The following is a 13,018-nucleotide window of genomic DNA, read 5'->3' as shown; positions in this document are numbered from 1 at the left end:
GCGATCGAAACTCCCTTCGGAAAGACAGATAAAATAGTAGGTTGTTAGAGCATCTGACTGTTAAYCAGAGGGGTAAGAGATGTCAAATTCTTTCTGTTCAGACTTTCTAAAATCTATGCTTAAAATTTCTTCCCCCCCCCCAAGAATTCCGCTTGATCCGAAAATTGTCGTTTGATTAAGTGAGAAAGCGAATAGAAAATAATGTAGCTGGGGGATAAAAAAAAGCCTTTCAGTGAAAACTGAAAGGCTTTTTAATTCTGCTCCCTCTGCTGGGCTCGAACCAGCGACCCTCTGATTAACAGTCAGATGCTCTAACCAGCTGAGCTAAGAAGGAGTCTGGTCTTCCAAAAAACGCTTCTGATGTGTTCCTAGGAACATAATATCTTGTTCGTTTTGGGAATGCAATATTAGGGGTTTTAATTTATTTATGCAATATTTGCAGAGAAAAAATTTTAAAAAAAATCAATTATTTCATATGAGCCTGATAATCATAGGTACTGTAGCTTTTGACGCGATCGAAACTCCCTTCGGAAAGACAGATAAAATAGTAGGTGGTGCCGCAACTTATGCAAGTTTAGCCGCTTCTTACTTCTACAATAAAGTAAAAATTGTTGGTGTTGTGGGCGACGATTTCCATAAAGAGGACATAGATACGTTTACCGAACATGGTATTGATACCGAAGGACTGCAAATAAAAGAGGGAGAAAAGTCTTTCTTTTGGTCTGGAAAATATCACAACGACATGAATAGTCGCGACACTCTAGTTACTGAACTTAATGTACTAGAAAGTTTCGACCCCATCATCCCTGAGAGCTACCAGGACTGCGAATACTTAATGTTAGGTAATCTTACGCCAATTGTGCAGCAAACTGTCATCAAACGTCTTAAAAACAGACCTAAGCTTATTGTTCTAGATACAATGAACTTTTGGATGGACATTATGATGCCAGATCTTTTAGAAACGCTAAAAATGGTAGATGTTCTTACCATCAATGATGAAGAGGCCCGTCAACTATCTGGAGAATATTCATTAGTAAAAGCTTCACAGAAAATTTTAGCGATGGGCCCTAAATATCTGATCATTAAAAAAGGTGAACATGGTGCTTTATTATTCCATGAGGATAAAATTTTCTCAGCTCCGGCATTGCCGTTGGCGGAGGTATTTGATCCAACCGGTGCAGGAGATACATTTGCCGGCGGATTTATAGGTTACATGGCTAAAGTAGGAACAGTAAACTTCAACAACATGAAGAATGCGATAATCTTTGGTTCGGCTCTTGCTTCTTTCTGCGTAGAGAAATTTGGAACAGAGAAAATCATTAACCTAACCTCAGAAGAAGTTGCAGCACGTGTTCAGGAATTTGTAACCCTAAGTTCATTCACAATAGAATCATAAAACTTAATCTTAAGTACATAAAGAACGCTGTTATAAGTATTTCTTTATGTACCTAATTTACCTATTGCAGTAAATTTCTCAAATACGGTTTCCGTATGAGGTGCATCCGGCAGCTCATCTGTCAAATCCTGGCCAGCCCAATGTTCATAGTGCTTACCATTCCTCCACAGCCTGCTATCTGTTACATCATAAATAACACCTCTGTAAGCAACCCATATCTGTGGCTTATCCTGTCCATTACGCAATGCAAGTTGCTGTTTTGTATAAATTGGCAGTTCCATTATGTTTTACTTTTAATCACTTCAAATAAGTAAACACTTAACAGAAGATTACTCATGAGGGAAAATAAGTTTTCAAATGGGATTGTGCCTAACTTTAATTTAATGGTTTCCTCAAATACATAAGTAAGGATTGGCAAACCTCCAATAAGCAGATATAACAAGCAAAAAGGAATAAGCAGTACTACATAAGCCCTGTAAAACTTATACATGAACCTAAGCTTGTTTACATACTCTATATAAAAAAGCAACAGAAACAGCACAGAAAAAGTAACGACGCTATATAATTTAGTGTATGTAAAAAACAACATTGCAAAGAGCACTCCTAGCAGTAAGTTACTAAAGGACAAGCTAAATTTCTCCAGATTATTCTTCGAAAAATGCGCATTCAAAACCACGTAAACATTTAACCCGGCAAAGGCCAGTATAAAGTGAAACAGGATTTCTTCAATTGGTAATTGAAGAATATGAACTCCAACAGTATATTCAGCGCTAAATACTGACAACTTGAATTGATTAAAGACCAATGCAACAACTGAAAAAAATAATCCTGAAGCCAGTACTGCCGGAATCATTGGCTTCCAACTCCTGATTGGACTGGCCTTTTTATCCAAAGCCAACAAAAAAGATAAAAGAAGCAGCGCCAGATTGATCAATAAATAATAGTAACTCATGTATAGAAATAAATTCAACCTCAAAAATATGATTTTGACCCAGTTAAACAACCTTATCCCCTATCTATATATTCTAAGAATTAATTGTTTGCCCAATAAAACTTTTTAAGTTAGTTTTAAGTAACCAAAACAAATAAAAATGAAAATAATTAAAGTCTTAGCAGGCATTATTTTAGCAATCATTGCCCTCTTTTTTATCATTGGCTTCTTTCTTCCAAAAACTTACGGTGTAAGCAGATCCATTGAAATTAACAAACCTGACAGTATAGCTTATCAGAAAACACTAAATTTTAACGATTTTGGCTTATGGAATCCATGGATGCAAATGGATAAGGGAGCCAAACACACCGTAACAGGCGATGGTGTATCTGTTGGGTCTAAGTTTAGCTGGGAGGGAAAAGAGGTTGGAACCGGAAGTATAACAATTGAAAAGCTTAACCCAAACAAGCAGATCGACGAAAAACTGGAATTCATTAAACCTTTCCAAAGTACAGCAATTACCTCGTTCTATTTTGAGCCCACAGCTAATGGCGGCACAAAGGTGACATGGGACTTTAGAGGAGAAAATACATCTATTTTCTCCAGATGGATGTCGCTGGCATATGACTCTATGATCGGAAAAGACTATGAAAAGGGTTTAGCCAACTTAAAGGCCTTTGTAGAAAAATAAATTTACCACATAAAAAAAGGGCGCAAAATTGGATTGCGCCCTTTTTTTATGTGGTAAATTTTTAAACGATTTCCGCTCCAAGTACGTCCTTAGAATATGTTTTTAGATATTTCTTTAAAATCTGACGGGCAACGTGTATTCTTGTTTTTACAGTTCCAATAGGAATATTCAGCATTTCAGCAATTTCATGGTATTTATATCCCTCAAAATACTTAACAAATGGAATATGATATTCCGGCTGCAGAGTAGCCAAAGCTTTATTAATATCACCTATTACAAACTTACTATCACTGGTATTCCTGGAAGCGCTGTAATGAAGATTTGCCGAGGAAATATCATCCGATTTAGTAATTAATGCATTTGTTTTTACCAAACGACGATAATTATTAATAAACGTATTTTTCATTATGGTAAATAACCATCCTTTAAGATTTGTTCCTTCTTTAAACTTACTATAGTAAGTTACAGCCTTCAACATAGTATCCTGCACCAAGTCGTTTGCATCTTCAATATCTTTTGTAAAATTTAAAGCGAATGACTGTAAAGAGACCGAGTGGTCATTTAATTTGAGGTTGAATTCATTTTTTGTCATAATGTTTTAAGTTTTGGGTTAAAAAAGCAAACAAACAGAGTTTTATGAGTGGCGCTCACCAGTTTGTTTAATCTTGCACTCCAAAACATATACAACATATGTACCAAAAAATAGATCCTTATGTTATGAAATTAATTTTCGATGCTTACAGTATCGAATGGAACGTTGTCACAGAATATTTACTTCTCTTTCTAACTGAACGCCAAATTTGGCATTCACATCTTTTATAATTTGTTCTGAAAAACTATACACTTCCGTCCCAGTAGCATTGCCATGATTTACCAACACCAACGCCTGATTCTTCCATGTCCCTGTTTGTCCAACGACTACACCCTTAAACCCACATTGCTCTATTAGCCAACCCGCTGCAAGTTTTACTTTACCATCGGGAGCTGGATAATGAACCACATTCGAATGTTCAGATTTTACCACGTCGAATTCATTTCTAGTAATAACAGGGTTTTTAAAGAAGCTTCCCGCGTTCCCAATTGTAGAAGGATCAGGCAGTTTGGCAACCCTTATTTCAGAAACAACATTAGAAATATCCGCAATTGTAGGAACAGCAATGCCTTTATTATTTAACTCGTCTTGTATGGCTCCGTATCGGGTATTAATTTTTGCAGATTTACTTAATTTAAAGCTAACAGATGTAATTATATACTGACCTCTCAGTTCATTTTTAAAAACACTATCTCTATATCCAAAACGGCAGTCTTCAAAATTGAATACTCGTTTTTCTGATGTTGCTATTTCATAAGCCACACAAGATTTAAAAACATCTTTTAATTCTACGCCGTAAGCACCTATGTTTTGTATTGGAGATGCTCCCACAGTTCCCGGAATAAGGCTAAGATTTTCGATACCAGCAAACCCATTTCGTACACAGTACTTTACTAGATCATTCCAAACCACTCCTGCCCCAGCTGTTACAACAACATCATCTCCCTCTTCAACACTCGAAATCCCTGGTATGCTAATTTTAACTACCAGGCCGTTAAAATCTTTAGTGAACAACACATTGCTCCCCCCGCCTAAAACCAATAAATTCTGCTGTTTAATAAGCTCTGATTTCAATACATCCTTAAGATCCTGTTCAGAAAGGATTTCGGCAAAATAATTTGCATCTACGGCTATACTAAATGTATTGTAAGGTTTTAATGATTTATTCTTTTGCACGTCTAACATACAGGTTTCAACAGATTAAGTAAACACTACAAATGTAATTGATAAGCCCTGTAATAAACATGTTAAAATCAATATTTAAAAATTTTGACTATTTTTCATGAAATTTTACCGCAACAGACACATTATACTATTATAGGGCGTTAAGGTAAATTTAAGAACAGTAAGGGAGAACACTAATATTTCTATGGAAAATCAGGATAAGAAAAGAATTTTAATTATTGAAGCTGCGCTAAAAAGGTTTGCTCATTATGGATTATCAAAAACCACAATGACAGAAATTGCCAAAGACATTTCTTTTTCAAAGGCACTTCTTTATTACTATTTCCCTGATAAATTAAGTCTTTACGTAAGCTCCATCGAGCACCTTATGCAAATTATGAGCAGAGATCTGGTTAAGTCTATCGATAAAACCACAACTGCTACCGAGGGGGTACTTAAATTACTCCAAAAACGTCAGGGTTATATTCAGAAATATTATAATTTATTTGAGTCGAATCAAGTAATCAGCACTGAATTACCAGAAGGCCTTTATGAAAAATTCCAAAGAGCCAGAACCTTCGAGGCCATTATCATCGGTTCTCTTTTTAGCAGAGGAATAGCGAGCGGTGAATTAACAATGGAAGATCCTAAATTAGCTACAGATATATTTATCGATGCACTCTCGGGTATCCACTTTAATATCCTTAGCAGAGATAAAATTATGTTCCCTGGCAAAGAGCAATTCAAACAAATTTTTGCAAAAGAGAAGATGCTTGCAGAGATTTTCCTGGCAGGTCTAAAGGCCAAATAACCTGTCAACGCCCATCTTCATTCACATTTATTGCATCTGTAAAAGACTGTCAACCACAGCTTTCTTTACAGACCGCCTTCTTTTTGTCATTACTTTGTCAGTTTAATGAGATTTTAACACTAAAATTCTTCAAGTAAAATAATGGCAGTATTTTTGACTGTTGAATTAAAAAAGTCAAAAAGTAAAAAAGTAAAATGGTAGAAATTGATAAAAAAAGGGATGCTATAATTGAGGGGGCTATTAAACGTTTTATCCACTATGGTATTAACAAAACCACAATGAATGAAATCGCTGATGATCTGTCAGTATCAAAACCTTCATTATATTATTATTTCCCTGATAAAAACAGCTTGGTATTTGGTGTTATCGACAAGATATTTTCTGATTATTTTGAAATAATTGAAAAAGATAAATCAACAGAGATGTCAATTGAAGAACGTTTAACCGGCTTTATTGAAGTTAAACACCGCTTCTTTCAAAAATACTATATGCTTCATTTATCTGGAGGCAGCCCGGATTCATCCTTAAATTCTGATGAATTAAGAGAGCATTTCATGAAAATGAAATTGAAAAATGAACATTTCCATGCTGATATCTTCAGAGCAGCAATGGAGAGAGGAGAACTAGCCAAAGACGATGCCGACAAAATTGCAGAACTATATCTTGAGAGTTTAGCAGGAATAACTTCTCTATGTATTTTACATGGTAATAAGGAGTTGTTTCCAAGCAAGAAAGAAATGAAGGCGATGCTGGAAAAACAAATAAACCTCTCGAATATATTCCTTAAAGGATTAAAATAAACAGACGACTAATTATATTATATGAACACTATTATTAAACAGATAAAAACAATCCCACTATTATTATTGGGCTTGGTATTATCAAATACAGTTAGTGCACAACAAACGCTAAGCTTAAAAGATGCGTTAAATTACGCCATCCAGAATAGCGCAAATGTGCGAAAAGCAAAACTTGATATTGATGGGGGAAAATACAAAACCCAGGAAGTTAGGGCCCAGGCTTTACCACAGATTACAGGTAATACAGGCTTAACTTACAATCCTATAATCGGCCAGCAGGTTGTTGATTTTGGAGGTCAGTTGCAGACGCTTAAATTTGGTCAAAAATGGAATTCATCTGCCGGAGTCCAACTTTCGCAACAATTATTTAATCAACAGGTTTTTACAGGTTTGCAGGCTGCAAGATCCAGTGAGGAGTATTATAACCTTACTGCCCAACTTACAGAAGAACAATTAATAGAATTAGTTGCAGGCAATTATTACCAGGTGTTGGTAAACAGACAGCAAATGAATGTAATTGACACCAATATCAAAAATGTAAAAGTTATTGAAAATATCATTTCCAATCAGCACAAAAATGGTTTGGCTAAGAAAATCGACGTTGATCGTATCAAGGTTAACCTTACCAATTTGGAAACACAGCGTTCACAAACCTTAAATGCCATTACACAATTGGAAAACCAGTTGAAATTTTCGATGGGAATGCCTGTAAGCACCAGTATTACCTTACCAAAAACAGAACTTACTGAAGTAACCCAATTACCTGAACTTGCAGATTCTATTTCTTTAGATAATAGGACGGAAATTAAACTTTTGAATATCCAGGACAAACTTTTATCGCTGCAGCGTAAGGCTTACGTAGCGGAATATTATCCTAACTTATCTTTAAGTGGAAACTATACTTACTCCAGTCAGAATCAAGGTTTCGACTTCTTAAAGACTAGCAGTAAAGCTATTGGTTATGGTTCCTCAGCTGTGGGTCTAACCTTAAAAGTACCAATTTTCAACGGATTCCTGACTCGTTCAAAAGTGCGCCAGGCCGATGTTGATATTAAGAAAGCAAAAGAAGACAGAAGAGAATCAACTAACTCATTAAACTTAGCTTATGAGAATGCTAAAATCCAGTTGCGCAATAATATCAACACCATTAATGCACAAAAGAAAAATGCCGAACTGGCAAATGAGATTTATAAAAGTACGCAGAACAATTACAACAATGGTTTGGCGAACCTAACGGATCTACTGGACACAGAAAACTCACTTACTGAAGCTCAAAATAGCTATATCCAGGCTTTATTGAATTACAAAATAGCCGAAATACAATTAATCAAATCGAACGGAAATATTAAATCGCTAGCAAAATAGAAATGAAAAGAGTAATTATTATAATTGTTATAATCGTTGTCGCCCTTGGCGCAATAGCTTATGTTTTAAGCAACAATAAGAAGAAAAACGAAGCAAAAACGGCCTTTATTGCAGAAGGTGGTGGCGCTGTTGCGGTTCGAATTGCAACTGTAGATAAGAAAGTAGTTGATTTGGATTTTGCTGTCAATGGAAATTTCGTACCTAAACAAGAATTAAACTTCCTTTCAGAAAATGCTGGTAGGGTAAGTAAAATTTACGTAGATGAAGGTGATCGTGTAACTAAAGGACAAGTTTTAGCTCGGGTTGATGCTGAAATTATCAATACTGACAAAGAAACTGCAGAAGCAAACTATCAAAATGCATTGCGTGACGAAGCCAGATACAAAAGTTCTTATGAAACTGGTGGTGTAACCCAACAGCAATTAGATCAGGCTAAATTAACAACTCAGAATGCAAAATTACGCCTTCAGGCTTCACAGCGCAAAGTAAGTGATGCGAACATTAAAGCGCCTATTAATGGTGTCATTAATAAAAGATACATTGAAGTTGGTGCCTTTGTAAACACACAAGGAACCCAGTTATTTGAAATTGTAGACGTTTCTAAATTAAAACTAAGGGTAAACGTTAACGAATCGCAAGTTGCTAACCTTAAAATCGGTGATAAAATTGACATCAAATCTTCTGTTTTCCCAACAGAAAAATTCAATGGCAAAGTTACATTCATTGCAGCAAAAGCTGATGCGTCTTTAAACTTCCCTATTGAAATTGAAGTAGATAACAATACTAAAAATAGCTTAAAAGCAGGTATGTATGGAACAGCGGTATTTAACTTCCCTAAACAAGCGCCTAGTATTTTAATCCCGCGTACTTCTTTTGTAGGTAGTGTAAGCAGCAATCAGGTGTTTATGTTAGATAAATCAAATAACACTTCTAAAATCCGTAAAGTAGTTGCTGGCCGTATTTTAGGTGATTTTGTTGAAATCCTTGATGGATTAAATGAAGGAGAAACTGTAATTACAAGCGGACAGATTAACTTGGCTGAAGGCACTCCTGTCAGCATAGTAAAATAGGTCAATCCCGGCAGTTAATGATCGCGATATGCCAATCGCAATACGCAATAAAAAAAGAAAATGAAGATAACAGACATATCGATAAAAAGGCCCTCCCTGGTAATTGTAGTATTTACTGCACTTACTTTATTAGGGCTATTAAGTTACTTTTCGTTGGGCTATGAGTTATTACCAAAATTCTCAAACAACGTAGTATCTATTTCAACCATTTATCCTGGAGCTTCACCTGCTGAGGTAGAAAATACCGTAACTAAAAAAATTGAGGATGCGGTATCATCAATGGAAAATATCAAAAAAATAAACGCGGTTTCATTTGAAAGTTTATCGACAGTTACGATTACTTTAACCGATGCGGCCAACATTGATATTTCATTAAATGATGCTCAACGTAAGGTAAATGCCATCCTTTCAGATTTACCTGAGGATGTAAAAACACCATCATTAAGTAAATTCTCATTAGATGATTTACCAGTTATCACCATGTCGGCCTCCGCAGACATGGATGATATTAGCTTTTATGATTTAATTGACCAAAGAATTGCCCCGGTTATTTCCAGAGTTAGCGGGATTGCACAGGTTAACCTAATAGGTGGATCTGAAAGAGAAATCCAGGTTTCTTTAGATGCAGATAAATTACAAGGCTACAATCTTTCTGTGCCACAGGTACAACAAATGATTTTAAGCTCAAACTTAGATTTCCCTACCGGAAGTGTTAAAACAGAAAATCAGGATGTTTTAATTCGTTTATCTGGTAAATACAGAAATCTTGAGGAATTAAGAAACCTTGTTTTAACAACTTCAAAGGCTGGCGCTCAAATTCGTTTGGGTGATGTTGCCGATGTACAGGATTCTCAAAAAGAAACCGAAAAACTAGCTCGTATTGATAGAAAAGGTGCCATTGCTATCCAAATCATTAAACAGAGTGATGCAAATGCGGTAGAAGTGAGTAAAGGTGTACATAAAATTATAGAGAAACTAAAAGTAGAATATGCTGCTAATAAACTCAACATTAAAATTGTTAACGACAGCTCCATCTTCACTTTAGAGTCTGCTGATGCCGTTATTCACGATTTAATTCTAGCAGTTGTACTGGTAGCGTTTGTAATGCTATTCTTCCTGCATAGTTTACGTAATGCATTAATTGTAATGGTATCCATTCCGGCATCATTAATTGCAACATTTATTGGTATAAGTTTATTTGGCTTCACCTTGAACCTGATGTCATTATTAGGCTTGTCTCTGGTGGTAGGTATTCTAGTGGATGACGCGATTGTGGTTCTGGAAAATATCCAGCGACACATGGAGATGGGTAAAAATAAAGTAAGAGCAGCTTCTGATGCGACGAGGGAAATTGGCTTTACAGTTGTATCCATTACCCTGGTAATTGTAGTTGTGTTTTTCCCTATCGCTATTAGTACGGGTCTGGTATCGAACATTCTACGTCAATTTTGTGTGGTTGTAATTATCGCAACATTACTTTCGTTGGTTGCTTCATTCACTATTGTACCTCTCCTTTTCTCTAGATATGGTAAATTAGAACACATTGAAGGCAAAAACATATTCGGTCGTTTTATCCTTTGGTTTGAAAAACAATTAAAAAAATTCACATTGTGGGTTACAAACATTTTAACCTGGTCGTTAAACCATAAAAGACGTACAATAGCAGCCGTTGTAGTATTGTTTATTGGGGCGATGTGGTTAGCTGGAGCTGGTTTTATTGGTTCTGAGTTTTTCCCTAAATCTGATAAAGGTGAGTTTTTAATTCAAATTGAATTGCCAAAAGATGCACCTCTGGAGCAAACTAACTTTTACACGCAAAAAGCGGAAGCATTCTTGGACAAACAACCGGAAATTACTCAGTTAATTACTACTGTTGGTCAAGCCAGTGGAGATTTTGGTGGAACTCAGGCAACAGCTTATAAATCGGAGATTAACGTAAAGCTGGTTGAACGTAACGAACGTGAGGGTGTCTCTTCAGACATTTTCGCAACCAAAATGAGCCGTGCGCTTGCTAAAGAATTGGTAGGTGCTAAAGTTAAAACTGTACCAATTAGTATTTTAGGTATTGCAGAAAATGCTCCGATTCAATTAGTTGTTATGGGCTCTGACCTGGATAGTGCATTAAAATATGCAGAAGGTGCTCAAAAAGTACTGGCAACAATTCCAGGTGCAACGGAGATCAAATTATCTGTAGAAAAAGGAACTCCTGAAATTAATGTTCAGGTTGATCGTGATAAAATGTCGGCTCTGGGCTTAACACTGCAAACTGTAGGTTCTACCATGCAAACTGCTTTTGCGGGTAACACAGATGGTAAATACCGAAAAGGCGAATACGAGTATGACATTAATATCCAATACCAGGATTTCAACAGGAAAAATGTTGACGATGTGCGTAACCTTATCTTTGTAAATACTAACAATGAGCAAATTAAGCTCTCGCAGTTTGCAACAATTACTGAAGGTTCCGGACCAAGTCAGTTAGAACGTTTAAATAAATCAACCTCAGTATCTGTTAAAGCACAATCTATTGGTAGACCAACAGGAACAGTTGTTGCTGAGTTCCAAGCAAAATTGGAACAAATGCAAAAAGATGGAAAGTTAAAGGCTCCTGTAGGTGTAAGTTATGCATGGGCAGGAGATCAGGAAAACCAATCCGAAGGTTTTGGTACCTTGGGTATCGCCTTACTCGCCTCTGTTATTCTAGTTTATTTAATTATGGTGGCGCTATATGATAGTTTTGTTTATCCTCTAGTGGTAATGTTCTCTCTGCCACTAGCGTTAATCGGGGCCTTCTTGGCACTTGCTTTAACAAATAACTCCATCGGTATTTTCACCATTTTAGGTTTAATTATGCTAATGGGTTTGGTGGCGAAGAATGCGATTATATTAGTCGATTTTACCAACCACATGAAAGCAGAAGGAAAATCAACAATAGAAGCACTAGTTTTAGCTAACCATGCGCGTTTACGTCCAATTTTGATGACAACCATAGCCATGATCTTTGGTATGCTACCAATTGCCCTGGCAAGTGGTGCTGGTGCAGAATGGAAAAATGGACTAGCCTGGGTTATTGTAGGTGGTTTAACAAGTTCGTTATTTTTAACATTAATTGTTGTACCAGTTGTTTACCTGATTTTTGATATTATGTTAGATAAATTAGGCTTCAACAAAAAAGGCAAAACAATAGACGAATTACTGGAGGAGCCATACGAACATAAAGATGTTCTGGAATATGACCTTGCAGAATAGCATTTCAAATAGATAACAACAAAAAGAGGAACCCAAAAAAGTTCCTCTTTTTGTTTTAATAATTAAAAACAATTATAATTGTTTTGTTGTATTTACAGGGAATATGTTGAGACACATAATATTACTGCTGCTGTTATGCAGCTTTTCGTTAGGGATAAAAGCACAGCACCCTCCTGTTTTTGAGGGCATGCTGACTGATACAAGTGCTATTGCATTAAACGATTTGAACATCAATCTTGTAAAATATAGTTACGGAAAACCCAAGATCAGTTTCCTCGCCATACACGATGATGAAGACACAGGGGTAAAAGCAGCTTTCGAATACATACAATTTAACGGTGGCAACATCATTGATTGTCAGTATGGCGGTGTCAGGAATTTTAAATTCACAAACGACGGCTTTAACTTCCAAACAGACCCCAACAGCATTTATACGCAAGAAGGTATTATTATGGGGCTTGAAAAGTACGGAAATGTAGATAATGATGAAGTTCTAATGCAACTAGAACGAACCGGAAAACTGATTCTCGACTTTTACAATCCTAAAAAACTTGGGTATATTTTCACCTTACATAATAATGGGGATGGCGCGTTTGGTATTTCATCATACCTGGAGGGCTATGAACTAGAAAGCGCTGCCGATTCTGTGTACATCAATTTTGAAATGGACAATGATGATCTGATTCTAGTAACCGACTTAAAGTTATTTAATCGCTTAAAACAAGAAAAGGTAAATGTAATACTCCAATCTCCTGAAGCACCTGATGACGGTTCTTTATCCGTTTATGCTATGAGTAAGAATATCCCTTACATAAATGTTGAAGTACAGCACGGCCATCAGGAAGAGAATTTAAGACTTATTGAAATAGCCATAAAGGTTCTATATGAAACCTATCCTGCTTTAAAAGAAAAGGCCTTAGAATAATCTAAGGCCTTTTCTTTTATAATG

General features: G+C 36.1%; 12 protein-coding genes and 1 tRNA gene. 8 read left to right on the top strand and 5 right to left on the bottom strand.

The features are described from left to right. Positions 1-260 precede the first annotated feature (260 nt). Positions 261-334: transfer RNA gene (locus N824_RS17560), tRNA-Asn, on the bottom strand. A 141-nt stretch (positions 335-475) separates the two neighbouring features. On the opposite strand from N824_RS17560, the gene N824_RS17555 reads away from it, so the two are divergent. Then, positions 476-1,396, top strand: a complete 921-nt coding sequence (locus N824_RS17555) for a PfkB family carbohydrate kinase (protein WP_048906467.1) — start codon at positions 476-478, stop codon at positions 1,394-1,396. Positions 1,397-1,440: 44 nt separating this feature from the next. On the opposite strand, the gene N824_RS17550 is transcribed toward N824_RS17555, so the two are convergent. Then, on the bottom strand, positions 1,441-1,677 hold the full coding sequence (locus N824_RS17550; protein ID WP_048906461.1) for a cytochrome b5 domain-containing protein: 237 nt from the start codon (positions 1,675-1,677) through the stop codon (positions 1,441-1,443). After that, entirely contained in the window at positions 1,677-2,348 is a 672-nt protein-coding gene (locus N824_RS17545; protein WP_048906460.1) for a lycopene cyclase domain-containing protein, read from the bottom strand. Before N824_RS17545 ends, N824_RS17550 begins: the two co-directional genes overlap by 1 nt. Before the next feature lie 139 nt (positions 2,349-2,487). Between N824_RS17545 and N824_RS17540 the strand changes: the two genes are divergently transcribed. Then, positions 2,488-3,018 (top strand): SRPBCC family protein, encoded by a 531-nt coding sequence (locus tag N824_RS17540; protein WP_048906459.1) that lies wholly within the window; start codon positions 2,488-2,490, stop codon positions 3,016-3,018. 61 nt (positions 3,019-3,079) lie between these two features. Here the strand turns inward: N824_RS17540 and N824_RS17535 are convergent, their stop codons facing one another. Together N824_RS17535 and murB are read right to left on the bottom strand one after the other, a co-directional pair. After that, on the bottom strand, positions 3,080-3,610 hold the full coding sequence (locus N824_RS17535) for an RNA polymerase sigma factor (RefSeq protein WP_048906458.1): 531 nt from the start codon (positions 3,608-3,610) through the stop codon (positions 3,080-3,082). Between the two features lie 168 nt (positions 3,611-3,778). After that, a complete protein-coding gene (gene murB, locus N824_RS17530; protein ID WP_048906457.1) occupies positions 3,779-4,795 on the bottom strand; it encodes a UDP-N-acetylmuramate dehydrogenase in 1,017 nt (338 codons plus the stop codon). Positions 4,796-4,979: 184 nt separating this feature from the next. Between murB and N824_RS17525 the strand changes: the two genes are divergently transcribed. The 6 genes from N824_RS17525 (at position 4,980) to N824_RS17500 (ending at position 12,994) form a co-directional block, all read left to right on the top strand. Further along, a complete protein-coding gene (locus tag N824_RS17525) occupies positions 4,980-5,585 on the top strand; it encodes a TetR/AcrR family transcriptional regulator (RefSeq protein ID WP_048906456.1) in 606 nt (201 codons plus the stop codon). A 194-nt stretch (positions 5,586-5,779) separates the two neighbouring features. Continuing rightward, positions 5,780-6,385 carry a TetR/AcrR family transcriptional regulator gene (locus N824_RS17520; protein WP_048906455.1) on the top strand — a complete coding sequence of 202 codons (606 nt, stop codon included), beginning with the start codon at positions 5,780-5,782 and terminating at the stop codon, positions 6,383-6,385. Between the two features lie 21 nt (positions 6,386-6,406). Next, the gene (locus tag N824_RS17515; RefSeq protein WP_048906454.1) at positions 6,407-7,750 is read left to right on the top strand and encodes a TolC family protein; all 1,344 of its coding nucleotides are present in this window, start codon (positions 6,407-6,409) and stop codon (positions 7,748-7,750) included. A gap of 2 nt (positions 7,751-7,752) precedes the next feature. Next, complete coding sequence (locus tag N824_RS17510; RefSeq protein WP_048906453.1) at positions 7,753-8,820, top strand: efflux RND transporter periplasmic adaptor subunit; 1,068 nt, start codon at positions 7,753-7,755, stop codon at positions 8,818-8,820. A 60-nt stretch (positions 8,821-8,880) separates the two neighbouring features. Further along, positions 8,881-12,069 (top strand): efflux RND transporter permease subunit, encoded by a 3,189-nt coding sequence (locus N824_RS17505; RefSeq protein WP_048906452.1) that lies wholly within the window; start codon positions 8,881-8,883, stop codon positions 12,067-12,069. A gap of 103 nt (positions 12,070-12,172) precedes the next feature. After that, complete coding sequence (locus N824_RS17500; RefSeq protein ID WP_048906451.1) at positions 12,173-12,994, top strand: hypothetical protein; 822 nt, start codon at positions 12,173-12,175, stop codon at positions 12,992-12,994. The last annotated feature ends 24 nt before the right edge of the window (positions 12,995-13,018 follow it).

The organism is Pedobacter sp. V48, assembly GCF_000523515.1.
In the GTDB taxonomy this organism is placed as follows: Bacteria; Bacteroidota; Bacteroidia; order Sphingobacteriales; family Sphingobacteriaceae; genus Pedobacter.
Note: the sequence above shows the minus strand (reverse complement) of the source record. Positions and strands in the feature narration are given on the sequence as shown.

Bases quoted from the DNA above. Each gene is read 5' to 3' on its own strand.
- N824_RS17555 (WP_048906467.1), top strand. From the start codon at position 476: ATGAGCCTGATAATCATAGGTACTGTAGCTTTTGACGCGATCGAAACT.
- N824_RS17550 (WP_048906461.1), bottom strand. From the start codon at position 1,677: ATGGAACTGCCAATTTATACAAAACAGCAACTTGCATTGCGTAATGGA.
- N824_RS17545 (WP_048906460.1), bottom strand. From the start codon at position 2,348: ATGAGTTACTATTATTTATTGATCAATCTGGCGCTGCTTCTTTTATCT.
- N824_RS17540 (WP_048906459.1), top strand. From the start codon at position 2,488: ATGAAAATAATTAAAGTCTTAGCAGGCATTATTTTAGCAATCATTGCC.
- N824_RS17535 (WP_048906458.1), bottom strand. From the start codon at position 3,610: ATGACAAAAAATGAATTCAACCTCAAATTAAATGACCACTCGGTCTCT.
- murB (WP_048906457.1), bottom strand. From the start codon at position 4,795: ATGTTAGACGTGCAAAAGAATAAATCATTAAAACCTTACAATACATTT.
- N824_RS17525 (WP_048906456.1), top strand. From the start codon at position 4,980: ATGGAAAATCAGGATAAGAAAAGAATTTTAATTATTGAAGCTGCGCTA.
- N824_RS17520 (WP_048906455.1), top strand. From the start codon at position 5,780: ATGGTAGAAATTGATAAAAAAAGGGATGCTATAATTGAGGGGGCTATT.
- N824_RS17515 (WP_048906454.1), top strand. From the start codon at position 6,407: ATGAACACTATTATTAAACAGATAAAAACAATCCCACTATTATTATTG.
- N824_RS17510 (WP_048906453.1), top strand. From the start codon at position 7,753: ATGAAAAGAGTAATTATTATAATTGTTATAATCGTTGTCGCCCTTGGC.
- N824_RS17505 (WP_048906452.1), top strand. From the start codon at position 8,881: ATGAAGATAACAGACATATCGATAAAAAGGCCCTCCCTGGTAATTGTA.
- N824_RS17500 (WP_048906451.1), top strand. From the start codon at position 12,173: ATGTTGAGACACATAATATTACTGCTGCTGTTATGCAGCTTTTCGTTA.